This window comes from Agromyces sp. NPDC055661 (assembly GCF_053618135.1).
In genome coordinates this window covers 1,354,088-1,379,622 of record NZ_JBSHHC010000001.1, presented here as the reverse complement: position 1 = coordinate 1,379,622, position 25,535 = coordinate 1,354,088, and the positions used below count along the sequence as shown (strand labels likewise).

Sequence of the window (25,535 nt, the reverse complement as noted above, 5' to 3'; positions counted from 1 at the left end):
GCATGAACGACACCATCACCATCGAACGCAACGACGCCACTCGCCGCTACGAGCTCACCGTCGGTGACGAGCTGGCCGGCTTCGCGGAGTTCCGCACCACCCCAGACGGCATCGTGTTCACGCACACCGTCGTGCGCCCCGACTTCGGCGGGCAGGGACTCGGCACGCGCCTCGCGAAGTACGTTCTCGACGACGCCGTCGCGCGCGGCGAGCGCATCGTGCCCCGCTGCCCCTTCATCGCCGCGTACCTCCGCGAGCACCCCGGTTACGAGGCATCCGTCGACTGGCCGACCGCCTAGCGTTCCGGCTTCTTCCGCATCATCCCGCGCCTCGGGGCAGATCGGCCAAAAACCGAATGTCCCTCATTCGGGGCGGTGCGGGCGCTCGATGCCGCGATTACGATTCGAGCAAACCCGAGTCGGTCCCGAACCCGACTGGATCGTCGTGCGTCGACGACCTTGGCCCGTCCTCCCAAGGATGAACCCTCGGGTCCTGCTCGCCGAGCTCAGTTCGGGTCGCTCGGCGGGAGAGGCCTCCCCTGGAGGCCGCGGCGGGGTGGGAGGTAGGGTTCCCACCCCGCCGTCCAATCACGTCGGCTGCTTTCGTTGCCCGTGAAGCAGGACGCTGCGCTGCGCGGCCAGGCGTCACGGTCTGAGCCGGACGCTGGCGAGCACAGGCCACGCGGCCAACGCTCACCGTCTCCCGTAGACGAACTCTTCTGCGTGTGCGACTGCCTTCTGGAACGAGTCGTTACGGAGGGCGATCGCACGGTCGCCAGCCGGAGGGCCGATGGTTGCCGATTCGATGTAGCTGGCCAACCCGGGCGGTCGCAACACCCAGATGCCCCCGTGGGGTGGGAGGTAGAACACTGCGAACGAGCGCGCCGAGGGATCGTCCTCCCAGACGGGCACGACGGCGACGGCGGCACCGGTATCGACGTTGATCCACTGGGCACGCGGACGCGGCTGGTCCGCGTCATACACGCTCGGATCAAGGAACGGGGCAGTGCCTGCACCCCACTTCTCCTCGAATCGCTCATGAAAGACCGGGAAGATCGTGTGATCGTACCGGCGCCAACCCTTTTGCTTCACGTCTCATCTCCCTTGGCGCGAGCGCCCGTGGGCAGCGGGCGACTTCGTCATTCGAAACGCCGCGCGCAGGAGCCCGCTCCGCGGGATGGCCGAGCGGACTCCTCGCGTCGTGCGGTCGTCAGCTCGACGTGTTCGCGGAAATCTCGCGCTCGGAGTTCGGCGCGCTCTGCACCTCGACCTTGCGCGGCTTCGCGCGCTCGCTCACCGGGATCACGACGCTCAGCACGCCGTTGTCGTAGTGGGCGCTGATCGCGGCGGTGTCGAGCCCGTCGCCGAGCGTGAGCTGGCGAAGGAACGATCCGCTGGGTCGCTCGTGCGCGAGCCACTGCACGTCGCCGTCGGAGCGCAGCGTGCGCTCCGCGCGGATCGTGAGCAGCTGGCCGTCGACGTCGACGTCGATCGAGCCAGGGTCAACGCCCGGCAGGTCGGCTGAGAGTACGTAGTGGTCGCCGTCTCGGTGCAGGTCGATCGGCATCACGCGAGGCCCCTGCCTCGAGTCGAGCATGCCCGCAGCGAGGCGGTCGAGCTCACGGAACGGGTCCCAATACATGGCCATGGCTTCTCCTCCCTGATGTCGGCCGTTCGGCCGGTGCTTCAAGAGTTGAGTCGAAGTCGCTCAACTACGGCCAGATTAGCACTCTCATAAGGAGAGTGCCAAGAACAGTCCGTCCACTCTCAGCCACTGCTGGTGCTGGCCTCCGAGCACGACCGTGCCTTCGCCCGACAGGCCGCCGAGATACGTGCGGTCCACCCGGACGCGACATTCCACACCCTGGTCGGTGCCGTGTTCACGCAGAGCGACGCGTACATCGCACAGATCCGGGGCTTCTTGGAACAGCCGTAGATCGCTGGCATCCGAAGTGCCGGTGACAGTGGATGCGTGGGCCATCGGGCGGGTTCGAACGGACGTCACCCGCAGCACCCACTTCGTGTCCGCCGTCCTCCTTCCGCGGCACGACTGCGGGGCGCGCAGGCGCAGAGGAACGGGTCGCCGACAGCCACGCTGCCGACGACCCGCTCTCAACCGCTGGCTACTGCCAGTAGCCGACGTTGGAGGTGAGCTGTCCCGCCGTCGCGAGGAGGCTCGCCGCCTGCTCGTCAGTCAGCTTGCCGGCCGTCGTGAACTCTCCGACCTGGGTGACGAAGCCGTTGAGGACCTCGAGGGCGCCCGCATTGTCGCCCTTCGCGACCAACTTGAGCGCCTGGTCGAGCTTCACGGTCAGGGCGTTCTTGTTCCCCTTGTTGAGGCTCGTGGCCGCCACGCCGTCCTTGATCTGCGTGATCTCGTCGATGACGAACGCCTCCGGGTGCCACAGGTAGTCCCTGGCCCACGTGGTGAACATCTGGTTCCACGTGTTGAAGTCGTGCGCACCGGCGACCACCACGTTCTCGACGAACGCAACCTGGTCCAGTGCGGCGACGGTGTTCGCGTTGGGGAGACCGAAGTCCCACCGACCGCCGCCGAACAGGATGTACGGCTTGTCGATGTTCGCCGTCGTGACGGGCACCGAGGCGCCTCCACTCCAGGGGCCGTAGTACCCGAACTTCGTGGCGTCGAAGCGGATGAGGCCCTGGGTGACGGAAGAACCCGCCGAAAGACCCGCGAATGCGCGGTCGATCGCGGCCGTCGAGACATGGTAGTTGCTCTCGACGAACGGGATGACGATGTTCCGCAGGTTGGGGTACCCCTGCGCGGAGCTACCGAGGTAGTTCGTGTTCGTGGTGATGACGACCGCGGGCTCGGTGGAACCGTCCTGGATCAGGTTGTCCATGATCACCGGCACGTCGCCCATGTTCATCCAGTCGGACTGGTCCTGGCCACCGCCGTGCTGCATGTAGATCGTCTTGTACGGCTCGGCGCGGTTGGCGTCGTATCCCGGCGGGAGGTACACGCCCAGGGTGCGCGTGGCGGTGCCGATCTGGATCGGCACGTAGCTCCACGTCCCCTTCGGCGAGTCGGGCCGCTCGTTCTCGATCTGGCGCGCCGCGAGGGGTGCGTAGTTCTGCTTCTCCGCGTCGTACGGGACGAACACCTTGTTGAAGGCGCGGCGGGCGGTGCCCGTCAGGCCGTCGGGGGCGAAGATCGGCGAGTTCGCCGGGTCCGCGACCCACAGGTTGGTGTTGTTGTTCACGTAGAACCAGTACTGGTTGGCACCGGCGGCCAGCGGGACGTCCGTGACCCAGTAGCCGTTGCCGGCGTTCGTCATCTCCACGTCGTACCCGCCGCCGCCGCGCATGAGCCCGGGCCGGTATTGCGAGGGCTGGTAGATGGTCGGACTTGCCGGGTTGTCCCAGTCGCGCAGCAGGATGTCGGCGGCGAACCGCACGCTGGTCGCGGTGGGGTTGTAGTACACGAAGTGCCCCGTGTAGCCGGTCGGCGACGCGGGATCCTTCACGATCGTCGGTCCCGGGGTCAGGTCGACGTCGTCAGCCTGGGCGCCCAGCGGTGCCGCGCTGAATGCCATCGCGAACGCGAGCGCGACTGCCGCGATGAGCTTCGGCGTCGCGCGTCGTCTTGTCTCAATCTCCATTGATCTCTTCCCTCTTCCCGTGGTCGGCACGCGTGCCGCCACGATGCGGTACGCCCGAGGAACCTCGAGCGTTCGGGTCACGGGCGTACTGCCCGGCGAGAGGCGAATGTGATGGAGGCGACATTACAACGTCGTAAACGCGTCTCGATGACTATCGTCGTGTGTCTTCTCCAACGTTGTCAAGCCCCCAGATCGAACGATTCGGCCACCGGAGAACCGGCAGCCGAATCGGCGTCATCGAGGTTCGCGCACCCTCGAGGGGCCGCTGCCGATGGTGCCCCGGCGGCGACCCCTGTCGGGTCCAGCGGATGCTACGAGCTGATGTTCTGCACCGCCTCCTGTGCCGCGACGATCAGCCCGTCGGCCTGTGCAGGGGTCATCTTGCCCTCGCTGAGCAGGCTGTTCACCTGGCCGATGAAGTCGTTCGTCAGCAGGCCCACCGCTTCGGCGGTCTTGCCCTTGTCGAGCAGCTTGGCGGCCTGGTCGAGCTTCACCGTCAGTGCGTTCTTGAGGCCGCCGTTGACGCTCAGTCCGGCGACGGCCGCCTTGAGGCCGGAGACCTGCTCGGCGACGGTCACGTCGCGGACGGTGATGGTGACCTGCTTCGTCCCCGACAGGCTGTACGAACGGGTTCCGTCACTGGCGGTGAAGGTGACCGCGTACGCGCCCGCCTGGGTGTAGTCGGGCGTCCACGAGAACTGCCGAGTCGCAGGGTCGAAGGTCGCACCGGCGGGCAGGTTGCTCGCGCTGTACGTCAGGGCATCGCCGTCGGGATCGGTGGCTTCGACGGCGAACGTCAGGTTCCGGTTCTCGTCGACCGACTGGGTCTCGCCGCCCGTGCTGAACGCCGGGGCGCCGTTGACGAACGCGCCGCGCTGCCAGACGTAGTCCCTGGCGAAGATCGCGAACAGCTGGGGCCACGCGTTGAAGTCGTGGCCGCCGGCGAGCACGGTGTTCTTGAAGTTCACCTTGCCGACCAGGCCATTGAGCTGTGCGGGCGTCGCGCACAGGTTCAGGTTGTCCCAGATGCCGCATCCGATGTGGACATAGGCCTTGTCGAGGTTCGCCGTGTTCACGTTGATCCCCGCCCGGAAGCTGTAGACGCCGTAGTACCCGAAGCGCAGCGGATTGTTGTTGATGATGTTCGTCGTCATCGAGGCGCCCATCGAGAGACCGGCGAAGGCGCGGTCCATGCGGTCGGTCGAGACGTTGTACGTGTTCTCGACGAACGGGACGATGGTGTTCGTCAGGACGTTGTACGGCGACGCCCCCATGTACGCGGAGTTCGTCGTGACGACCACAGCGGGCTCGGTCGCGCCGTCCTGGAGCAGGTTGTCCATGATGATCGGGACGCTGCCGATGTTCATCCAGTCGGACTGGTCCTGGCCGCTCCCGTGCTGCATGTAGATGGTCTTGTACGGCTCGGCGCGGTTCGGGTCGTATCCCGGCGGGAGGTACACGCCCAGGGTGCGCGTGGCGGTGCCGATCTGGATCGGCACGTAGCTCCAGGTCCCCTTGGGCGAGTCGGGTCGCGGGTTCGCGATCACGCGCTCGGCCAGGGGGGCGTAGTTCTGCTTCTCCGCGTCGTACGGCACGTAGACGGCGTTGAACGCGCGGCGGGCGGTGCCCGTCAGGCCATCAGGAGCGAAGATCGGCGAGTTCGCCGGGTCCGCGACCCACAGGTTCGTGTTGTTGTTCACGTAGAACCAGTACTGGTTGGGACCTGCGGCCAGCGGGACATCCGTGACCCAGTAGCCGTCGCCGACCTTCGTCATCTGGACGTCGTATGCCCCGGCCCCGCGCATCAGTCCGGGACGGTACTGCTGCGGCTGGTAGACGGTCGTGCTCGTGGGGTTCTCCCAGTCGCGCAGCAGGATGTCGGCGACGAACCGCACGCTGGTCGCGGTCGGGTTGTAGTACACGAAGTGCCCGGTGTAGCCGGTCGGCGACGCAGGGTCCTTGATCACCGTGGGGCCGGGCGTCAGGTCGACGTCATCGGCCACCGCCCCCAGCGGCGCTGCACCGAACGCCATCGCGAACGCGAGCACCGTCGCCGCGATGAGCTTCGGAAGTCGCGAAGCCCTCGTGGCGGCCCCGTCCGGGACCACCACGGAATCCGCCTGCTGCGGCGTCCAGAGGCGAGCCGTGCGCTTCCGCGAGGCCCGCCCTCTCGTTTCAATCTCCATTGATCTCATTCCCTCTTCCCGTGATCGGCCTGCGGCCGCCACGACATGGCTGGCGCGCTCGAGGAACCCCGAGCGCAGGGGATGCGGGCACGAGTCCCGCCGAGAGGCGACGTGATGGAGGCGTTATTACAACGTCGTAATCGCGTCTCAACGGATATGGTCGCTGCTGTTCTCCAACGTTGTCAAGAGAATCTTCCAACGTTGTGTATCTGGCCGACGAGCGACGGCGGATGCGGCGCGGCCGACCGGGCTCGCCTTCGGAGCGTCCGCGGGCACCACGCGATGGCCCGCGGCACGAAGCCGGCCGTCGCGGGCAACGCGGTGAGGGGGGTCGTCTAGTCGTCCTCGACCATCGTCACCGCAGAGGCCGCTTCGGGCGGCTGCGCGAAGCCGGTGGACTCGCGACCGACGACGTGGAAATCGGCCAGCACCTGTCGCGGCGGCTGACGGTCGCCCTTCTCGTTGATGCGCTCGATGAGCAGGTCCACCGCGAGCTGTGCGATCTGGTCGCGACCGGGGTCCACGCTCGACATGGACGGTACGGAGAACCGGGTCTCGTCGATGTTGTCGAACCCGACGAGCGCGACGTCCTCGGGTACGCGGACCCCCGCCTCGCCGAGGGCGCGAAGTGCGCCGAGGCCGAGCGTGTCGTTGAAGGTGAACACGGCGTCGAACTCGACTCCGTCATCCAGGAGCGAGCGCATGGCTGCTGCGCCGTTCTCCCGATGCCACGGGGCCGCGACTCTGACGAGCGATTCGTCGTAGTCGATACCCGCTGCCGCGAGCGCTTCTCGATACCCTCGCATGCGCAGGTTCGCCGACCGGATGTCGTCCTGGTGCGTGGGGTGAGCTCCGATCACCGCGATGCGCCTGCGACCGATGCCGATCAGGTGCTCGGTCGCGACACGGGCGCACTCCACGTTGTTCATCGTGACGTGATCGGTCGGGCCGTCGAACATCCGCTCGCCGAGGAGGACGACCGGGAAGTCGACGTCGAGCAGCTCGATGTCCTCCTGTCCGAGGCGCTCCGGGCTGAACAGGATCCCGTCGGTGAGGCGCAGTCGCTTGCCCGACAGCACGGCCACCTCGCCCTCACGGGTCGCACCCGTCTGATCGATCACGACCGCGACGTTGTGGCGCTCGGCCGCGCGGATGATCGCATCCGCCAGTTCGGCGAAGTAGTTCTGGCGGAGTTCGGGGACTGCGAGGCCGATCACGCCGGTCTTCCCGGAGCGGAGCCCGCGTGCGGACAGGTTCGGCTGGTAGTCCACCTCGGCGATCGCGGAGAGCACTCGCGCTCGCGTCGCCTCCCGCACGTGCGGGTAGTCGTTGACGACGTTGGAGACCGTCTTGATGGAAACGCCCGCGATGCGCGCAACGTCGTGCAGGGTCGCGACCATCTCGCTCCTCTCGACAAGGGGGTATCACGGGCTGCGGTCAGTGTAGCGAGCAACCGACACGGAGACCCGACGCCCGAACGGGTGGGTCGACCAGCCTGTCGTTTGATGCTTGACACTGTTGCATCCCTGGTTCATTATCATCCTACAACGTTGCACTTCCAACGTTGCAGACGCGATTCGGACCCCCTCGCACGAACCGTCGAAGCCGACGGCCGCGTGCGGGCCACCAGCGGATCGCGCCGCACCGACAATGGTGTCCACGCATCCGAAAGGAATATCCCAGTGAAGACAAAGCAGGTCATCACTGCCGTCTCGGCGCTCGCGGTCGCGAGCACCCTCCTGCTCACCGGTTGCACCGCCGGCGGAGACGACGGCAGCACCGACAACGGCGGCAACGACGCATCCAACTGCACCAACACGATCAAGAAGACCGACGCTCCGGTCGTCACCCTGTGGGCCTGGTACCCGAACACGGAGACCGTCGTCGACAACTTCAACGAGCAGAACGACGACGTCCAGGTCTGCTGGACGAACGCGGGTGCGGGCGGCGACGAGTACGACAAGTTCCAGACGGCGATCTCGGCCGGGAGCGGGGCGCCCGACGTCGTGATGCTCGAGGCGGATCGGATCCCGACCTTCCAGGTCCAGGATGCGCTCGTCGACCTCAGCGACCTCGGCTACGACGACGTCAAGGGGAACTTCAGCGACGGCGCCTGGAAGGACGTGTCGGTCGGCGACGGCGTCTACGGCGCCCCGATCGACGGCGGCCCGATGGGCATGATCTACCGCAAGGACATCTTCGACCAGTACGGCATCACGCCTCCCACGACGTGGACCGAGTACGAGGCCGCGGCGCAGAAGGTCAAGGATGCCGGTGGCCCGTTCTTCGGCGACTTCCCGGCGAACCAGCCGGCCTACGTCACCGCCCTGCTCTACCAGAACGGCGCGGAGCCGTTCACCTACGACCCGGCGAACGAGGGTGAGATCGGCATCAACCTGAACGACGACGCCACCAAGGAGGTGCTCGAGTACTGGGCCGGCCTCGTTTCGAAGGGCCTCGTCAGCACCCAGGACCAGTTCACCCCCGAGTACATCTCCGGCGTGATCGGCGGCGAGTACGCGACCTACCTCTCGGCCGCATGGGCGCCCGGTTACCTCCAGGGTGCGGGCGTCGGCGAAGGCGAGGACGCCGGAGTGTGGGCGACCGCGCCGCTGCCGCAGTGGGATCCGAACAACCCCGTCTCGGTGAACTGGGGCGGCTCGGCCTTCTCGGTCACCAGCCAGGCGAAGAACCCCGAGCTCGCGGCGAAGGTCGCGTTCGGCGTCTACGCCGACGACGCGTCGCTGAAGGACGGCTGGGAGAACCAGATCATCTTCCCGCTCAACCTCAGCGTGCTCGAGGACCCGGCCTTCGTCGACGCCGAGGTCGCCTTCTTCGACGGCCAGCAGGCGAACAAGGAGGTCTACGTCCCGGCGGCCAACGCCTACACCGGCATGACCTACACGCCCATCGGGCAGTACTTCTACACCGCGTTCACCAAGCAGATCGCCGCCATCAACGACGGCTCCGCCACCGGAGCCGAGGCGGCGGACGCGCTGCAGGCGGATGTCGTGCAGTACGCCGAGGAGCAGGGATTCACGGTCAACTGACCTGAATGAGGTGGGCCGGCCCGCCCACGCGGGCCGGCCCCCTTCGCGTCGCATACCATCACACCCCGGAGACCCCCATGACCCTGACCAAGGCCACTCGGAACGTGGCCACCAGCCCTCCGCGCCAGCGCCGATCCGGCGCCCGTCGCGGCAACGCCACCGGATGGATGTTCGTCGGACCCTTCGCGATCGTCTTCCTGGCGTTCCTGATCCTGCCGCTCGCCTTCGCGCTCTATCTGAGCCTCTTCCAGAAGTCCATGATCGGCGGCACGCGCTTCGTCCTGTTCGACAACTACCTCAAGGCCTTCACCGATCCGTCGTTCCTCGACGGCGTCTGGTTCGTGATCAGCTTCTCACTCGTGCTGATCCCGCTGCAGATGGCCATCTCACTCGCGATCGCCCTCATCCTCGACCTCGTGACGACCTCGTTCGCCCGATTCTCGAGGCTGATGATCTTCCTGCCCTACGCCATTCCGGCGGTGATCGGTGCCCTGATGTGGGGCTTCCTCTACAGCAAGAACTTCGGTCCCATCGCCGACTTCTTCCAGGCGTTCGGCGCGACCGGGCCGGACTTCCTGAGCAAGGGCCTGATCTTCTGGGGCCTCCTCAACATCGTGACGTGGCAGTGGGCCGGGTACTACATGATCATCATCTACGCCGCGTTGCAGGGCATCGACCCGACCCTCTACGAGGCGGCGCGCATCGACGGCGCATCGCAATGGCAGATCATGCTGCGCATCAAGATCCCGCTGGTCGCACCCGCGCTCGTGCTGATCCTCGTCTTCGCCTTGATCGGTACCCTGCAGTTCTTCAACGAACCGAAGATCCTGCAGCAGCTCGCCGCCGGCGCCATCCCCGAGGACTTCACACCCAACATGTACGCCTACCAACAGGCGTTCACGCTGGCGAACTACAACTACGGCTCAGCCATCTCCTTCGCGCTCGGCGCTGTCGTCTTCATCTGCGTCTACATCTTCCTGTTCAGCACCCGCAAGCGAGGGAGCTTCTTCTCATGAGCAGCATGAGCACCACTCGCGGGTCGCGCCGCCAATCGCGCTACATCTCGCTCCAAGTCGTCCTCGGCATCCTGATGGTGTACTTCCTCGTCCCGTTCTGGTGGGTCGTGGTGAACAGCTCGAAGACGTCCGGCGGACTGTTCGGGGGCGGGAACGCGCTCTGGTTCGCGGACGACATCAACTACCTCGGCAACCTCTCGCAGCTGTTCTCGTACGGTGGCGGCATCTACGCACGCTGGTTGCTCAACTCGGCGATCTACGCGTTCGTCGGCGGGATCGGCGCGACGGCGCTGGCGGTGCTGGCGGGGTACGGCTTCGCCAAATACCAGTTCCGGGGTCGGCGCCTCAGCTTCGCCGTCCTCCTCGGTGCGGTCATGGTACCGGCGACCGCGCTCGTGATCCCGACCTTCATCCTCTTCTCCCAGGCAGGCCTCACGAACACCATCTGGGCCGTCATCCTGCCGACGCTCCTCAACCCGTTCGGCGTCTACCTGATGTTCGTCTACGCCCGCGACGCGGTGCCCGACGAGCTCCTCGACGCCGCACGAGTCGATGGTGCCGGGGAGTTCCGCACGTTCTTCCAGGTCGCGCTTCCGATGCTCCGGCCGGCGGTCGTGACCGTGCTGCTGCTCTCGGTCGTGTCGTCGTGGAACAACTACTTCCTGCCGCTCGCGATGCTGTCGGACAACCGCCTCTTCCCCGTGACCGTCGGCATCGGGCTCTGGCAGTCGACCGCGTCGACGTATGGAGCGGCGGGCGGACAGAGCCTGTGGAGCATCATCATCCTCGGCTCGCTGGTCTCGGTGATCCCGCTGGTCATCGCCTTCCTCGCGCTGCAGCGCTACTGGCAGGGAGGGCTGGCCATCGGCAGCCTCAAGTAGCCCCGTCACCAGCCACCACGACCTTCGTCATTTCTCCCGATCGAGGACCCATGATCTCTGCACACCTCACCGTCGACCCGCACTTCGTCGTCGGGCCCATCAACCGCCGGCTCTTCGGATCCTTCGTGGAACACCTCGGCCGGTGCGTCTACGACGGCATCTACGAACCGGGCCATCCTCAGGCCGACGCCAACGGATTCCGGCGGGACGTCATCGAGCTCGTCAGGGAGCTCGGCGTCTCGACCATCCGCTACCCCGGGGGCAACTTCGTCTCCGGCTATCGCTGGGAGGACGGGGTCGGGCCGCGACAGTCCCGTCCGCGACGCCTCGACCTCGCGTGGCACTCCACCGAGACGAACGAGATCGGGCTCGACGAGTTCGCCACCTGGCTGCGCGAGGTCGACAGCGAGCTCATGTACGCCGTCAACCTCGGAACCCGGGGAGTCCTCGACGCACTGGACGTCCTGGAGTACGCCAACACCCGCTCGGGAACCGAACTGTCCGACCGGCGCATCGCGAACGGTGCGGTCGAGCCGTACGGCATCCGGATGTGGTGTCTCGGCAACGAGATGGACGGCCAGTGGCAACTGGGTCACGGGACCCCACGCGAGTACGGCCGTCTGGCGGTGAAGACGGCGCGCGCGATGCGGCAGGTCGATCCGACACTCGAGCTCGTCGCGTGCGGAAGCTCCAGCGCCCAGATGCCGACCTTCGCCGAATGGGAACGCATCGTGCTCGAGGAGACCTACGACGAGGTCGACTTCATCTCCTGCCATGCGTACTACGAACCCGTCGACGGCGACTACGCGAGCTTCCTCGCATCCGCCGTGAACATGGACCGGTTCATCGACTCCGTCGTCGCGACCGCCGACCATGTGAAGGCGCTGCGCGGGAGCAGCAAGACGATCAACATCTCGTTCGACGAGTGGAACGTCTGGTACCAGTCACGCTATGCCGATGTGGATCGCATCACGGACGTCGATCAGTGGCCGGTCGCGCCGCGGCTCCTGGAGGACGTCTACTCCGTGGTCGATGCCGTCGTCTTCGGCAACCTCCTCATCTCCCTGCTGCGGCACGCCGACCGTGTGACGGCGGCGAGCCTCGCCCAGCTCGTGAACGTGATTGCGCCGATCATGACCGAACCGGGCGGCGCCGCATGGCGGCAGACGACCTACTTCCCCTTCGCCGTCACGTCACGACTCGCGCGCGGCGTCACGTTGGAGCTGAAGCTCGACAGCCCGAGCTACGAGACCGATCGGCACGGGGTCGCCACGGTCGTCGACGCGGTCGCGACGCACGACGAGTCGACCGGAAGCACCGCGATCTTCCTCGTGAACCGCAGCCTCGACCAGGAGGTCGAGATCGTCGTCGACACCAGCATCCTCGGCGACGTCGGGATCGTGAGCGTCGAGAGCCTCTGGGACGACGACATCCACGCCGCGAACACGATGCAGGACCCCGAGCGGGTGGCCCTGCGCCCGAACGACAGCGCGCGGATCGCCGACGGCGCCCTCCGCATGACGCTGCCCCCCGTCTCCTGGACGGCGGTGAGCGTCCGGTGATCACGCGCGGCGACGTGCTGCAGGTCGAGGGCACGCGGATCGTCGACGCGGATGGGCCGTTGCTGTTGCGCGGGTTCGGGCTCGGCGGCTGGATGAACATGGAGAACTTCATCACGGGGTATCCCGGGACCGAGTCGCAGCACCGTCGCGCCATGCGCCGTGCGATGGGCGACGCGGCCTACGAGGCCTTCTTCGAGCGGTTCCTCGAGGTGTTCTTCACGGACGAGGACGCCGCGTTCCTGGCGGGTCTCGGGCTCAACTCCCTGCGCATCTCCTTCAACTACCGCCACTTCGAGGACGATGACGCGCCCTTCGTGGTGAAGGAGGAGGGGTTCCGGCTGCTCGACCGCGTCGTCGAGGCTTGCGCCGAGCACGGGATCTACACGATCCTCGACCTGCATGCGGTGCCGGGTGCGCAGAACCAGCACTGGCACAGCGACAACCCCACGCAGTGGGCGCAGTTCTGGACGCACCCGCACTTCCAGGATCGCGTGGTGCACCTCTGGGAGGCGATCGCCGAGCACTACCGCCACAACCACTGGGTCGCGGGGTACAACCCGCTGAACGAGCCGGCGGATGCGCACGGCGAGGCCATCGGTCCGTTCTACCGTCGGCTCGAGACCGCGATCCGTGCGGTGGACCCCGACCACATCCTCTTCCTCGACGGCAACCGGTACTCGACCCAGTTCGACCAGCTCGGGGATCCGTTGCCGAACACGGTGTACACGGCGCACGACTACGCCCTGCCGGGGTTCGTCGACGGCGGGCCGTATCCGGGCGTCAGCCGCGGGGAATACGTCGACCGTGCGCGGATCGAGGAGACCTTCCTCGCGCGCACGGCGTACATGCGCGAGACGGGGACCCCCATCTGGGTCGGCGAGTTCGGCCCCGTGTACACAGGTGACCCGCTGCGCGACGAGGAGCGGTATCGGCTCCTCGAAGACCAGCTCGAGATCTTCTCCGAGCACGACGCGAGCTGGGCGCTCTGGACGTACAAGGACATCGGCCTCCAAGGAGTGGTCTCGGCCGACCCGGGCTCCGACTACCTGCGACGCATCCGACCGGTGCTCGAGAAGAAGGCGCGACTCGGCGTCGACTCGTGGGGATCCACCGACGCGCAGATCCGTCACCTCATCGAGCCCGTCGAAGCCCTCTTCGCGGAGGAGTTCCCGCACTTCGCCCCCTACCCGTGGGGCGCTCCGCGCTGGATCGCCGGCCACATGCGGCACGTCATGCTCGCGGAGGCGATGGTCGACGACTTCGCCGAGCTGTTCTCCGGGATCTCCGAGGACGAGGCGACTCGGCTCGCCGACGCATTCCGCTTCGATCGCTGCGTCGTCCGCGAGCCGCTTGCGCGCATCCTCACGACGGCGACCTCCTCGAGCTTCCCGGTGTGATGGTCGGGAGGGCGGGGCCGCCCGGGCTCGGATCTCCGGGTCCGGGTGGACCTCGTATACGAACGTGCTCGGTTCGGGCATCCGGTCCTCCCCTTCATCCGCCGACACGTTCGGACCGCATTCGCCGCCTCGAGCTAGGCTCTGGCCCGTGCTGCGCACCATGCTGAAGTCCAAGATCCATCGCGCCACCGTGACGCACGCCGACCTGCACTACGTGGGCTCGATCACGATCGACCGCGACCTCATGGATGCGGCGGAGCTCCTACCGGGCGAACAGGTGGCCGTCGTCGACGTGACGAACGGCGCCCGACTCGAGACGTACGTCATCGAGGGGGAGCGCGGCAGCGGCGTGCTCGGGATCAACGGCGCGGCCGCGCACCTCGTCCACGAGGGCGACCTCGTCATCGTCATCTCCTATGCGCAGCTCGACGACGCGGCGGCGCGGGCCTGGCGTCCGCGCATCGTCCACGTCGATCGTCGCAACCGCATCGACGACGTCGGGCCGGATGCCGCGGCGGTGCCCGTCGACGTCATCGAACTGCGCCGGCCGCCGCTCGCCGTTCCAACGGCAACGGGTCGAATGGGTGGCATAATGACTTGATGGATTCATCAATCCATTGAGGAGTCGTCGTGTTCACGGATGCCAGCCGCCCGCTGTACGAGGTCAAGGCCAACCTGTTCAAGGGCCTCGCGCACCCCCTGCGCGTGCGGGTGCTCGAGGTGCTCGCCGCGGCGAACGGCGAGGACACGCCGGTCGCCGAGCTCCTCGAGGCGACCGGTCTCGAGGCGTCGCACCTGTCGCAGCACCTCGCCGTGCTGCGCACGCATCGGCTCGTGACGGCCGAGCGCCGGGGCAACCAGGTGCTCTACCGACTCGCGTACCCGCAGGTCGCCGACCTGCTGCGCGTCGCTCGCGTCCTCCTCGGCGAGATCCTCCAGACGACCGAGCAGCAGCTCGTCGCACAGGCCGAGCTGCCCGAGCTCCCCGAGCCGGGGGAGCAACCCGAGCGCGGAGAGCGCACGACCGGCTCGGCGACCACGACGACCCGGGCGGTCGCCCGAGCATGACCCGCCCGACCGTGCGGCGCGTGGCCGGCGGCATCCGCTCGCTGCTGCCCGGCGCCGCGGACTATCGCGAGCTGCCTCGCACCTGGAAGGGCGACCTCATCGCGGGCATCACGGTGGGCATCGTCGCGCTGCCGCTCGCCCTCGCGTTCGGGGTCAGCTCGGGCGCGGGCGCCGAGAGCGGACTCGTGACCGCGATCGTGGCCGGCGTCGTGGCCGCCGTGTTCGGCGGATCGAACGTGCAGGTGTCGGGGCCGACCGGCGCGATGGTCGTGGTTCTCGCGCCCATCATCGCGACGCACGGACCCGGCGCCCTCGCGATCGTCGGACTCCTCGCGGGCGCGATCGTGCTCGTCGCGGGCGCGCTGCGGCTCGGCCGGGCGGTCACGTTCATCCCGTGGCCGGTCATCGAGGGGTTCACGCTCGGCATCGCGGTCATCATCTTCCTGCAGCAGGTGCCGGCCGCCCTCGGCGTGCCGGCGACCCAGGGCGCGAACGCGGTGGTCGGCGCGATCGACGCGGTGCTGCAGGCGTCCTGGCCGGATGCCGCGTGGTCCCTCACGATCGTCGCGGTCGTCGCCGCGGTCATGCTCGTCGCCACGCGCGTCCATCCGCTCGTGCCGGGATCCATCGTGGCGATCGTCGTCGTGACGGCGGTCACGGCATTCACCGCGCTGCCGGTGGCGACGATCGGCGCGCTGCCGAGCGGGCTGCCCGCACCGGCGATCCCCGCGCTCGATCCGGCCGCCCTCGCGGGACTGCTCCTGCCCGCCGCGACCGTGGCCGCGCTCGCCGCGATCGAGTCGCTGCTCTCGGCGCGCGTCGCGGCATCCATGGCCGACACCGGACCCTACGACGCGGACCGCGAGCTCGTGGGCCAGGGGCTCGCGTCGATCGTCTCGGCGCTGTTCGGCGGCATGCCCGCGACGGGCGCGATCGCGCGGACTGCGGTGAACGTCCGGACCGGCGGGCGCACTCGGCTCGCGGCGATCGTGCACGCGCTGCTGCTCGCCGGGATCGTCGCGGTCGGCGCGGCCGTCGTGGCCTCCATCCCGCTCGCGGCGCTCGCAGGCGTGCTCATGGTCACGGCCACGCGCATGATCTCGTTCGCGACCATGCGCACCGTCGTCCGGTCGTGCGGGCGGATGCCGCGGTGTTCGTCGCCACCGCGATCATCACGGTCAGCGTCGACCTCATCACGGCCGTGCTCGTCGGCATGGCGGTCGCCGCATTCCTCGCCCTGCGCGCGGTCGCGCGGTCGAGCGGCGTGCATCGCGAGGAGCTGCCGGGGCCGGCCGAACCGGCCGACGAGCGCATCGCACTCTTCCGGCTCGACGGCGCGCTCTTCTTCGGTGCGGCGGAGCGCATGCTCGATCGGGTCGCGACGCTCCGCGACGTCGACGTCGTCATCATCCGGATGTCGCAGCTCCAGCTCCTCGACGCGACCGGTGCACAGGTGGTCACCGAGCTGATCCGCGCGCTCGAACGCCGTGGCGTCACGGTGCTCGTGAAGGGTGTCCAGCCACGCCACCTCGAGCTCGCGCGTCGCGTCGGCGTGATCGACTCGCTGCGGCACCGGAACCATCTCTTCGACGAGCTCGGTGCGGCGGTCGAGCACGCACGCAGTCACACGCGCCGCGCGGCCGCCGCGACGTGAGGTCGGCTACGGATCGATCGGGGCCAGCGAGTCGGCTACCGCGCCGCCTCCAGTGCCGTGCGGACCGTATCGACCAACTCGTTCCACGAGGCGTCGAACTTCTCCACGCCCTCGCGCTCGAGGGTGGCGGTGACGTCGTCGTAGTCGACGCCCACCTTCGCGAGCGCGTCGAGCACGGCACCGGCCTGCGCGTACGACCCGGTGACGGTGTCGCCGCGGACCTCGCCGTGGTCGAACGTGGCCTCGAGGGTCTTCTCGGGCATGGTGTTCACCACGCCCGGGGCGACCAGTTCGACGACGTACAGCGTGTCGGGCAGCGCCGGATCCTTCACCCCGGTCGACGCCCAGAGCGGGCGCTGCCGCTTCGCGCCCGCCGCCAACAGGGCCGCGGCACGGTCGGACGCGAACGCCTCCTGGTACAGCTGGTACGCGAGCTGGGCGTTCGCGACGCCGGCCTTGCTCTTCAGGGCGAGGGCCTCGTCGGTGCCGATGGCGGTGAGGCGCTTGTCGATCTCGGTGTCCACGCGGGACACGAAGAACGACGCGACCGAGTGGATCGTCGACAGGTCGATCCCAGCCGCCTGCGCCCGTTCCAGCCCGGCGAGGTACGCGTCGATGACCTCGCGGTACCGGTCGAGGCTGAAGATCAGGGTGACGTTGATGCTGATCCCGGCGCCGATGGCCGCGGTGATCGCGTCGAGGCCCTCGATGGTCGCCGGGATCTTGACCATGGCATTCGGACGGGCGACCTTGTCCCAGAGCGCGTGCGCCTCGGCGATGGTGCCCTCGGTGTCGTGCGCGACGCCGGGCTGGACCTCGATCGACACGCGACCGTCGTAGCCGTCGGTGCGGTCGTAGACGTCGCGGAGGTGGTCGGCGGCATCCCGCACGTCGTGCGTGGTGATCTCGAAGATGGCGTGCTCGGCGTCCGTGCCCTGTGCCGCGAGATCATGGAGCGCCGACGTGTACGACTCGCCGTCGGCGAAGGCGTTCGCGAAGATCGTCGGATTCGTGGTGACGCCCACCACGTCGCGCTCGGCGATCAGTCGTTCGAGCTCGCCGGTGGTGATGCGCTTCCGCGAGAGGTCGTCGAGCCAGATGCTGACGCCGGCCTGCGACAGGGCGGCGGTCGGGGTGTTGGTGCTCATGGCTCCAGTCTCCGCCGGTTTCCCGCGGGCGTCGAGCGGATGCCGCGCCGTCCGCCCGAGGGATCGTCGCCGACCGCCGACCGGACGTGCCGCGATCGCCGGTAGCCGTGCGCGGCAGACCCGCGTACCGTCGAGCCATGGCGAAGGTACTCGAGGGACTGGCGGAATCGCTGCCGACGTGGGGCGCGAAGATGGCGTACGGCGAGAAGACCACACTGAACGGGCAGGACTTCGTGCCGGCCGCGCTCGTGGTCTTCGGGTTCGGCGGGGGCGAGGGCTCAGGGGAGTCCGAGGGGCAGGGCGAGTTCCCGGCCGGCCACGGCGAGGGCAGCGGCGGCGGAGGCGGCGGCTACGCGATCCCGGTGGGCGCGTACATCGGCGGCCCGAACGGCCTGAAGTTCCACCCGAACCCGGTGGCGATGATCGCCCTCGCCGTGCCGCTCGTCACGGCCGTCGGATGGGCGGCGTCCGCGATGGTCCGGCTCACGAGGGTGCGCCGGCGCTTCCGCTGATCGGTTCATCCGCGCCTACGGTTCTGATCGCGGTAGTGACGCCGCGTACCCCGCTGGGTAGTCTGGATCGTGCGGTTCGACGCCGCGATGGCAGGGACGTGCGACGATGGCGGGCGACCGCCCGACGAGCGGCCCGAATGGAGCACCACGATGAGCTGGGATCCGTTCTCCGACGAGGACGACGACGACGATCGACGCCGTCGAGCCCCCGGCGAGGCGCGCGGTGCACGAGTGTGGCGCGGCACCCGGAGCACGCTCGGCTGGACCGGCGTGGTCGCGGGCATCGTCGCGCTGGCCGTCGGCGCCGTCTACGCCGTGAACGTCGCGGGCCTCGGGGCCAAGCCCGGCGGATTCGAGTCGCAGCTCGACAACGGGCAGAAGGTGGCCCGGCCGCTCCTCACCGGCCCGATCACCACCACCACGACGACCACCCCGCCCCTCGCGCCGGTCGAGGGCGCTGAGGAGCCGGCATCGCTGTCGAGCTCGGGAGGATTCCCGATGCCCTGGGTCGATTCGGAGTGGATCGCGCAGGTCGCCGCGGCGACCGGCATCCCCGGGCGCGCGATGGAGGCCTACGTCAGCGCGCACCTCGCCGTCGCAGCCGACCAGCCCGAGTGCGGCCTCGACTGGACCACGGTCGCGGCCATCGGCTCGATCGAGTCGAACCACGGCCGCCACGGCGGCGCGACGCTCGGCGACGACGGCTACCCGTCCAAGCGCATCGTCGGCCCGCCGCTCGACGGCAACGGCGTCGCGGCCATCGCCGACACCGACGCCGGCGAGTTCGACGGCGACACCGTCTGGGACCGCGCGGTCGGACCCATGCAGTTCATCCCGTCGACGTGGGCGCGCTGGGCGAGCGACGGCAACGACGACGGCCTCGCCGACCCCAACCAGATCGACGACGCGGCCCAGGCGACCGCCCGCTACCTGTGCGCCTCGGGTCCGATGACGAGCGTCGAGGGCTGGCGCGCGGCCGTGTTCTCGTACAACCACCTCGAGTCCTACGTCGACAAGGTCGCGTCGATCGCGAACGAGTACGCCGCGGCATCCGCCATCGGAGGCTGAGCCGGCGGCAGGCGCCGAGCGGGCAACGGGCGGATGCCGCGTGGCCGACCTCGTCGGGTCGTGCTGCACCCGACGTGCTCGAGCTCCCCGCAACGAGGGCCTCCCTCGGGAGGGATTGTCGTTGCGGGGAGCCCGGTACGGTGGCGACCCGAAACGCCACCGTTCGGCCGACGCAGGAGCGGGCCTCCCGGTGAACGTAGCAGACGCGTGTCCCCCGAATCCACGGGTTGCGTGTACCCCGAACGGGGCGATTCCCGCGGAGGGGCTCAGGCCTCCGGCGACTCGTCGGACCGCTGCGCCCGCTGCTCCTCGCTCACGCCCAGGCGCAGGCGGTCGCACAGCTCGGTGAGGGTGCGCAGCTCGTGCTCGTCGAGCGAGCTGCCGACGTGCCGCGTGATCGCGTCGACGTGCGTGAACGCGACGCTGCGGAAGAGCGTGAACCCCTCCTCGGTGATCGCGACGATGGTGCCGCGTCCGTCCTCGGGGTCGTGCTCCTTCGTGACGAGCCCACGCGACGTGAGGCGGTCGACGAGGCGGCTCACGCTCGGCTGCGTGATGAGCACCGAGCGGTTGAGGTCCTTCAGCCGCAGGCGGCGCCCGGGCGCGCGCGTGATGTTGAAGAGCACGTCGTACTCGTTGAGCGAGATGACCCCGCTCGGGAACTCAGCAGCCAGGGCCCGCATGATCGTGACCTGGGCTCGGAAGAGCGACTCCCATGCGGCGACCGTGATCGCGCGTTCCGCCACCCTCGGCTCCCCTCGACGTCTTCGACCGTCGTGCCTGTCGACCCGACTGATCCAAGAATAGGGAACCGGCGCCCGGAAACGGGTGAGGGCCGGTCGTAGAGGCTGACGACCGACCCTCTCCCTTGCACCAAGAGTGTCCTGCAATCACATTCCGCACCGACCGCCACAGCAAACAGTCGGTGCTCTAGAAATATATAACGGATCGGTAACGGGCGCTAGTTATCGTTCCGTGATTTTTCAAGATTTCGTCCCCCGGGTGGGGGAGGCCCTCCACACCCGCGGTCCTCGATCGGTTGTACCATCGAACTCGAAGGTACGACGCATGACCGTCCTCGACCCCGTCGCTCCGATCGACGAGACCCCGAGCATCGCCCACCCGCTTTCGAGCCTCACCGCCGGCGAGATCGTTCGCGTGCGCGACCTCGTCACGGCGAAGCCCGACTTCACGCCGACCACGCGCTTCGCGTACGTCGGGCTCGACGAGCCCCACAAGCACGACGTGCTCGCGTGGCAGCACGGTGAGGGCGCGCTGCCCGAACGCCGCGTGCGCGTGCTGCTGCTGGACCTGGCAACCGGTCGTTCGACCGACGACATCGTGTCGTTGTCCGCAGGCGAGGTCGTCTCCACCGTCGTACTCGACGGTTCGCACGGTCAACTCCCGGTGCTGATCGAGGAGTTCGAGGCGGTCGCGGAGATCACCGCCGCCGATCCGCGTTGGGTCGACGCGCTGGCACTGCGCGGCTGCACGCCCGAGAACGTGATCTGCGCGCCGCTCTCGTCGGGCTCCTACGGCTACCCTGACGAAGAGGGCCGTCGCATCCTGCGCGTGCTCGCGTTCCGGCAGGATCACCCGAAGGACCACCCGTGGGCGCATCCGGTCGATGGCCTCTCGGCCTACGTCGACGTGCCCAACCGCGAGGTCATCCGCATCGTCGACGCGGGTGTCATGGACATCCCGGCAGAAAGCGGGAACTTCGACGACCCGACCGTGCAGGGCGAACCGCTCTCGACACTGCAGCCCATCGTGATCACCCAGCCCGAGGGCCCGAGCTTCTCCGTCGACGGCGAGTCGGTGTCGTGGGCGAACTGGCGGTTCCGGGTCGCGTTCGACACGCGAGAGGGCCTGGTGCTCCACCAGCTGTCGTTCGTGGATTCGGGCGAGGAGCGCCCGATCGTCTACCGCGCCTCGATCGACGAGATGCTCGTGCCCTACGGCGACCCCTCGCCTGCGCGGTTCTGGCAGAACTACTTCGACACGGGGGAGTACCTCTTCGGACGGTTCACGAACTCGCTCGCCCTGGGCTGCGACTGCGTCGGCGAGATCCGGTACTTCGACGCGGTGCTCGCCGACGAACTGTGCAACCCGTTCACGATCGAGAACGCCGTGTGCATGCACGAGGAGGACTTCGGCACGCTCTGGAAGCACTCCGACATCTTCACGGGGTCCCACGAGGTGCGTCGATCCCGTCGCCTCGTGATCAGCTTCTTCACGACCGTCGGCAACTACGACTACGGCTTCTTCTGGTACCTCTACCTCGACGGCACGATCGAGTGCGAGGCGAAGCTCACCGGCGTCCTGTTCACGTCGGCCTATCCGGGGCTCGATGGCGACGGGAACGACTACCCGTACGCGAGCGAGGTGGCGCCCGGGCTCGGTGGCCCCTATCACCAGCACTTCTTCAGCGCGCGCCTCGACATGATGGTCGACGGCCTGGCCAACGCGGTCGACGAGATCGACGTCGCCCGGGTGCCCGTCGGCCCCGGCAACGAGCACGGCAATGCGTTCACCAGGAAGGTGACGCGTCTCGCCACCGAGCAGGGCGCGCGCCGCGTGGCGGATGCCTCGGTGTCCCGCGTCTGGTCGATCTCGAACACCGAGCACACCAACCGCGTGGGCCGGCCCACGTCGTACGTGCTGTACCCGACCGAGTCGCCGACCCTCCTCGCGGATGCGTCGTCGTCGATCGCGAAGCGTGCCGAGTTCGCGACGAAGCACCTGTTCGTGACGCAGTACGATCCGGCCGAACGGTACGCGGCCGGCGACTTCGTGCACCAGAACCCCGGCGGCGACGGCATCACCGCGTACACCGACGGCGACCGTCCGATCGACGGCGAGGACATCGTCGTCTGGTACACCTTCGGCCCGACCCACTTCCCACGCCCCGAGGACTGGCCGGTCATGCCGGTGGACTCCGCGAAGTTCGCGTTGAAGCCGAACGGCTTCTTCGATGCGAACCCGGCGCTGAACGTGCCGGCCTCGGCCGACGCGGCCCACTGCTCGGTGCATGCCGAGCACGAGCACGAGCACGCTGGCCATGGGGAGCATTCGAACGCCGGCGATGCGGAACACGCCGGCCGTGTGGAGCATGCGCAGGTCGGCCATGCGGAGCACGCGCACGACCATCACACGAACCCCGGTCACGGTGCCCCGGCCTGAGCGCGGTCAGGCCGGATCGGCTCTCCCGCTCAGATCGCCATGTTCACGTACTGGTCGACGCGCTTCGTGCGCAGCGTGCCCGGTGCGTACTTCTGCAGCCAGCCGTCGTCCTCCTCGAGCGCGAGCGATCCTGCCGTGTTCGGGGATGCTGCGGCGGGCGTGCCGTGACTCGTGCGATCGACGACGGCGCGGAAGTAGTAGTGGTTGAAGAGCCGGTTGAACTCGGTGAAGTAGATGTCGGCGACACGCCGGTCGCCGCGGATGATCACCATGTTCTCGTCGTTGGCGTTCGTCGACGGCTCGCTGAAGTTCGCCGATCCGGTGACCACGATCGGGTCGGCGCCGAGCGGATCGTGCAGCAGGAACTTGCAGTGCATGAACGCGACGTGCGAGTTGAGGCCGAGCTTGCGGTTGTCGGTCTCGACGACCCACTGGCCGAGCGGTGTCGAGATCTCCGAGCCCGAGGCCTGGTAGACGTTGTTGCGCGAGTTCAGGCGGATGAACGGCTTCGTCGATCGCGAGTTCGGCCGGTCCTCCTTCTCGAGCAGGAGGAAGCAGAGCGGACCGGCCGGCGTGTTCTGCGCGAGGGCTTCCTTGAACGGCGCCGGAACGGTGAAGGCGAACGTCATGCACGCCAGCGACGATGCCTGCGAGGCGAGTTCGACGTAGAGGTCGAGGGGTGCGAGGCTCGAGCGCGGGCTGAACACCGGGGTCGTACCGGGAAGGATCGCGCCAAGCGCCGGAGCCGGGGAGAGGCCCGAGATGTCGGCGTAGAACGCGGCGTTCCGGGTGCGCACGGTCGACGCCGAGTCGCCGACGCGTCCGCCGGGGTCCTGCTCGAGCAGGTGCCAGTAGTCGAGGTACGCCTGCGCCACCGCGCCGTCGCGGATCCAGTGGCCGACGTTCGCCTGGCCGTGCACGCCGCCGTCGGTGAGGTTCGTGGACCCCGTCCACACCTGCGTGGGCTTCCCCGCGGCCGTCAGCAGCACCATGAACTTGTTGTGGGCGATCGACGAGCGCCGCGCCTCGCGCTTCACGATGGCCGAGTCGGGCATGCCGGCGTCGCTGATCGCCTGGAGGTTCCGCAGTCGCGGGTCGCTCGGGTGGAACAGGGTCTTGGTGGTGCCGTCGGGCTGCTTCTCGTTCGTCGTGTGCTCGTTGACCTTGAGGTCGATGACGAGCTTCACGTCGACGCCCTGGTCGATGGCCTTCTTGAGCTCGGCGAGCACCGGGGCGTAGGTGAACTCGTAGAAGCATCCGCGGATCGACTGGCCCGGCCGAGCCGCACGGATGAACCGGATCAACGCCTCGTCGAGGTCTCGGCTGAGCCACGCGAGCGCCTCCCTGCGCTTGCGCTCGGTGGGCTGCTGGTCGGGCGGGAGGTTGCCGAACCGCAGCGCGTAACGCTGGCTCGACGCGACGCCGCGGTTGAAGAAGACGTCGTGCGTGCTCCCGTAGAGCGGTTCGGTCTCGACGTCGAGCTCGACGACGGGCCGAGTGCGGTCGAGGTTCTTGGGGAGGCCTGCCAGCGGGTGGAACCGATACGTGTAGGGCCGGCCGGGCTTCGCGGTGAAGTCGTCCCAGACGAGGCTCTGGATCGGATGCTCGAACGTCGAGACGGTGATCGAGGCGTCGGGCGTCGGGATGACGCTCGGGAACACCTTGAAGCCGCTCATGAAGTACTGCTGGTGCTCGGTCGGGTCGATGCGCTCGACCGCGAATCCGAGCAAGCCGGTTCGCGCCGCGGCATCCGCTTCGATGCCGAACGAGACCGTGTTCGTGCCCGTGACGGCGAAGACCCGGATGCCGCCTGCCACCGGTGACCTGAAGCGCATCCCGACGCACCCCCCTCGGGGGATCCGACGACCCGCACCCCATGGACCCGCACGCGTGCGGTCCCCCCGGTTGGAGGCTACTCCCGCCCGGGTTCGCGCGCGAGCGTGGAACCCGGGCTCCTCACGCGATCAGTACAGGTCGGGCGACGGCGTCGAGGCCTGGCGGATCGAGACGTCGGCGTGGCGGTCGAACCGGTAGCCGACGCCGCGCACCGTGCGCACGATGTCCTGGTAGTGGGCGAGCTTCGAGCGCAGGCGGCGCACGTGCACGTCGATCGTGCGCTCGCTCGGAGCCTCGTCGTCGGCGTCCCAAAGGCTGTCGATGAGCTCGTGGCGGTCGATGGTGCGGCCCTCGCGGAGCACGAGGTACTGCAGGAGCTCGAACTCCTTGTAGGTGAGCCCGGCGGGCTCGCCGTCGAGCAGGACGCGCTTGCGCGAGATGTCGATGATCACGCCGTTGGGGTGGCGGTCCGCGTCGTCGCGGACGCCCTGGCTCTCGCGCTGCTTCGCGAGGGCGGCCGGGTCCTGGAGGGCGAGGCGCACGACCTCGACGTCGCGACCGCCGGCGCCCTCGGGGGCGAGTGCGACGGCGGCATAGGTCTCGGCCGACGGCGCGACGTCGGCCGTGAGGGTCCGGAGCGCCTCGACGATGCGGTGCAGCGTGGTGCCGTCGGCGACGGCCTTGGCCTCGTCGATGCCGACGTAGAGCACGAAGCCGCGGGCCTCGGTGCCCTCGGGCACGGCGCGGACGCGGGGTGCGGCGGGTGCGGCGGGAGCAGCCGGAGCGGCGAGCTCGACCGGACGAGGCGCGATCGAGACGGGGCGAGCGGCCACGGCCGGGAGCGACGGGGCGGTGCGGACGGCGGTGGAGCGGACGGGAGCGAGTGCGAGAGACATGACGTTGGTCCTTGTGGAGTCGGTGCAGCGAATGGACCCCAAGACGGTGGCGGGGTCGATGCGAAAGGCCGTTCGGCCGGGAAACCCTGTGGAGCGGGTTCGATGGAGTCCGAGCCGATCAGGATGACGATCGGAGACGGGAACTCGGCGGTCGGGTCGCGGTCAGCGGCACATTCGACAACACATGGGGGCACGCGCCGACATCATGATGTCGGCATTCCTGGTCACCTCGCGGGCGGTCAGGTTGCGTGCGGTGTCAGTCATGGGTGCCAGTGAAACGGATACGCGAGCGTGTGTCAATTCGTGACGCCGGCATGACGGGGTGTGACGGCGCAGACGGTGCGCGCAGCGGCGCGGCATCCGGGAGGATCGGGTGAGCGGATGACTCGACCGCAAGAATCTGCGAAAAGGGGGGGCTTCAGAAAAATCTTCCGCAGTCGCATCCGCGCCAGCGTG

The 25,535-nt window shown here is 68.4% G+C and carries 21 protein-coding genes and 1 pseudogene; 12 read left to right on the top strand and 10 right to left on the bottom strand.

The features are described from left to right. The first annotated feature begins 2 nt into the window (after nucleotides 1-2). Nucleotides 3-299, top strand: a complete 297-nt coding sequence (locus ACWGO8_RS06270; protein ID WP_452042236.1) for a GNAT family N-acetyltransferase — start codon at nucleotides 3-5, stop codon at nucleotides 297-299. 393 nt (nucleotides 300-692) lie between these two features. On the opposite strand, the gene ACWGO8_RS06265 is transcribed toward ACWGO8_RS06270, so the two are convergent. The 6 genes from ACWGO8_RS06265 to ACWGO8_RS06240 all read right to left on the bottom strand — a co-directional run bounded on the left by ACWGO8_RS06265 (nucleotide 693) and on the right by ACWGO8_RS06240 (nucleotide 7,208). Further along, nucleotides 693-1,091 (bottom strand): hypothetical protein, encoded by a 399-nt coding sequence (locus ACWGO8_RS06265; protein ID WP_452042235.1) that lies wholly within the window; start codon nucleotides 1,089-1,091, stop codon nucleotides 693-695. A gap of 118 nt (nucleotides 1,092-1,209) precedes the next feature. Next, entirely contained in the window at nucleotides 1,210-1,647 is a 438-nt protein-coding gene (locus tag ACWGO8_RS06260; RefSeq protein ID WP_452042234.1) for an Hsp20/alpha crystallin family protein, read from the bottom strand. An 84-nt stretch (nucleotides 1,648-1,731) separates the two neighbouring features. Next, nucleotides 1,732-1,980 carry a hypothetical protein gene (locus ACWGO8_RS06255; protein ID WP_452042233.1) on the bottom strand — a complete coding sequence of 83 codons (249 nt, stop codon included), beginning with the start codon at nucleotides 1,978-1,980 and terminating at the stop codon, nucleotides 1,732-1,734. A gap of 142 nt (nucleotides 1,981-2,122) precedes the next feature. Then, nucleotides 2,123-3,622: an alpha/beta hydrolase gene (locus ACWGO8_RS06250; protein WP_452042232.1), complete on the bottom strand. Its 1,500-nt coding sequence runs from the start codon at nucleotides 3,620-3,622 to the stop codon at nucleotides 2,123-2,125. 311 nt (nucleotides 3,623-3,933) lie between these two features. After that, nucleotides 3,934-5,733, bottom strand: coding sequence for a putative Ig domain-containing protein (locus ACWGO8_RS06245; protein ID WP_452042231.1), 1,800 nt, complete (start codon nucleotides 5,731-5,733; stop codon nucleotides 3,934-3,936). 410 nt (nucleotides 5,734-6,143) lie between these two features. Further along, the gene (locus ACWGO8_RS06240) at nucleotides 6,144-7,208 is read right to left on the bottom strand and encodes a LacI family DNA-binding transcriptional regulator (protein WP_452042230.1); all 1,065 of its coding nucleotides are present in this window, start codon (nucleotides 7,206-7,208) and stop codon (nucleotides 6,144-6,146) included. A 282-nt stretch (nucleotides 7,209-7,490) separates the two neighbouring features. Between ACWGO8_RS06240 and ACWGO8_RS06235 the strand changes: the two genes are divergently transcribed. From ACWGO8_RS06235 to ACWGO8_RS06200, 8 genes and pseudogenes are all read left to right on the top strand, one after another. Next, nucleotides 7,491-8,858 carry an ABC transporter substrate-binding protein gene (locus tag ACWGO8_RS06235; RefSeq protein ID WP_452042229.1) on the top strand — a complete coding sequence of 456 codons (1,368 nt, stop codon included), beginning with the start codon at nucleotides 7,491-7,493 and terminating at the stop codon, nucleotides 8,856-8,858. 77 nt (nucleotides 8,859-8,935) lie between these two features. Beyond that, nucleotides 8,936-9,874 (top strand): carbohydrate ABC transporter permease, encoded by a 939-nt coding sequence (locus tag ACWGO8_RS06230; protein ID WP_376952599.1) that lies wholly within the window; start codon nucleotides 8,936-8,938, stop codon nucleotides 9,872-9,874. Nucleotides 9,875-9,879: 5 nt separating this feature from the next. Then, nucleotides 9,880-10,755: a carbohydrate ABC transporter permease gene (locus ACWGO8_RS06225; RefSeq protein WP_376952598.1), complete on the top strand. Its 876-nt coding sequence runs from the start codon at nucleotides 9,880-9,882 to the stop codon at nucleotides 10,753-10,755. 50 nt (nucleotides 10,756-10,805) lie between these two features. After that, complete coding sequence (arfA, locus tag ACWGO8_RS06220) at nucleotides 10,806-12,317, top strand: arabinosylfuranosidase ArfA (RefSeq protein ID WP_452042228.1); 1,512 nt, start codon at nucleotides 10,806-10,808, stop codon at nucleotides 12,315-12,317. After that, entirely contained in the window at nucleotides 12,314-13,714 is a 1,401-nt protein-coding gene (locus ACWGO8_RS06215) for a glycoside hydrolase family 5 protein (protein ID WP_452042227.1), read from the top strand. The genes arfA and ACWGO8_RS06215 overlap by 4 nt, the downstream gene beginning before the upstream one ends. Nucleotides 13,715-13,862: 148 nt before the next feature. Further along, nucleotides 13,863-14,315: an aspartate 1-decarboxylase gene (panD, locus tag ACWGO8_RS06210; protein WP_452042226.1), complete on the top strand. Its 453-nt coding sequence runs from the start codon at nucleotides 13,863-13,865 to the stop codon at nucleotides 14,313-14,315. A 29-nt stretch (nucleotides 14,316-14,344) separates the two neighbouring features. Beyond that, on the top strand, nucleotides 14,345-14,782 hold the full coding sequence (locus ACWGO8_RS06205) for an ArsR/SmtB family transcription factor (protein ID WP_452042225.1): 438 nt from the start codon (nucleotides 14,345-14,347) through the stop codon (nucleotides 14,780-14,782). Continuing rightward, nucleotides 14,779-16,436: pseudogene (locus ACWGO8_RS06200) on the top strand (SulP family inorganic anion transporter). The gene ACWGO8_RS06205 and the pseudogene ACWGO8_RS06200 overlap by 4 nt, the downstream one beginning before the upstream one ends. 35 nt (nucleotides 16,437-16,471) lie before the next feature. Here ACWGO8_RS06200 and tal read toward each other — a convergent pair. Further along, the gene (gene tal, locus ACWGO8_RS06195) at nucleotides 16,472-17,584 is read right to left on the bottom strand and encodes a transaldolase (RefSeq protein WP_452042224.1); all 1,113 of its coding nucleotides are present in this window, start codon (nucleotides 17,582-17,584) and stop codon (nucleotides 16,472-16,474) included. 137 nt (nucleotides 17,585-17,721) lie between these two features. Here tal and ACWGO8_RS06190 point away from each other — a divergent pair, with 137 nt between their 5' ends. After that, nucleotides 17,722-18,096: a hypothetical protein gene (locus tag ACWGO8_RS06190; protein WP_376952591.1), complete on the top strand. Its 375-nt coding sequence runs from the start codon at nucleotides 17,722-17,724 to the stop codon at nucleotides 18,094-18,096. 150 nt (nucleotides 18,097-18,246) lie between these two features. Beyond that, complete coding sequence (locus tag ACWGO8_RS06185; RefSeq protein ID WP_452042223.1) at nucleotides 18,247-19,164, top strand: lytic transglycosylase domain-containing protein; 918 nt, start codon at nucleotides 18,247-18,249, stop codon at nucleotides 19,162-19,164. 266 nt (nucleotides 19,165-19,430) lie between these two features. Here the strand turns inward: ACWGO8_RS06185 and ACWGO8_RS06180 are convergent, their stop codons facing one another. Next, nucleotides 19,431-19,910 carry a MarR family winged helix-turn-helix transcriptional regulator gene (locus ACWGO8_RS06180; RefSeq protein ID WP_452042222.1) on the bottom strand — a complete coding sequence of 160 codons (480 nt, stop codon included), beginning with the start codon at nucleotides 19,908-19,910 and terminating at the stop codon, nucleotides 19,431-19,433. A gap of 322 nt (nucleotides 19,911-20,232) precedes the next feature. On the opposite strand from ACWGO8_RS06180, the gene ACWGO8_RS06175 reads away from it, so the two are divergent. Further along, nucleotides 20,233-22,347, top strand: coding sequence for a primary-amine oxidase (locus ACWGO8_RS06175; protein WP_452042221.1), 2,115 nt, complete (start codon nucleotides 20,233-20,235; stop codon nucleotides 22,345-22,347). A gap of 29 nt (nucleotides 22,348-22,376) precedes the next feature. Here ACWGO8_RS06175 and ACWGO8_RS06170 read toward each other — a convergent pair whose 3' ends face one another. After that, nucleotides 22,377-24,182 (bottom strand): phospholipase D-like domain-containing protein, encoded by a 1,806-nt coding sequence (locus ACWGO8_RS06170; protein WP_452042220.1) that lies wholly within the window; start codon nucleotides 24,180-24,182, stop codon nucleotides 22,377-22,379. A gap of 129 nt (nucleotides 24,183-24,311) precedes the next feature. After that, entirely contained in the window at nucleotides 24,312-25,079 is a 768-nt protein-coding gene (locus ACWGO8_RS06165) for a winged helix-turn-helix domain-containing protein (RefSeq protein ID WP_452042219.1), read from the bottom strand. Between the last annotated feature and the right edge of the window lie 456 nt (nucleotides 25,080-25,535).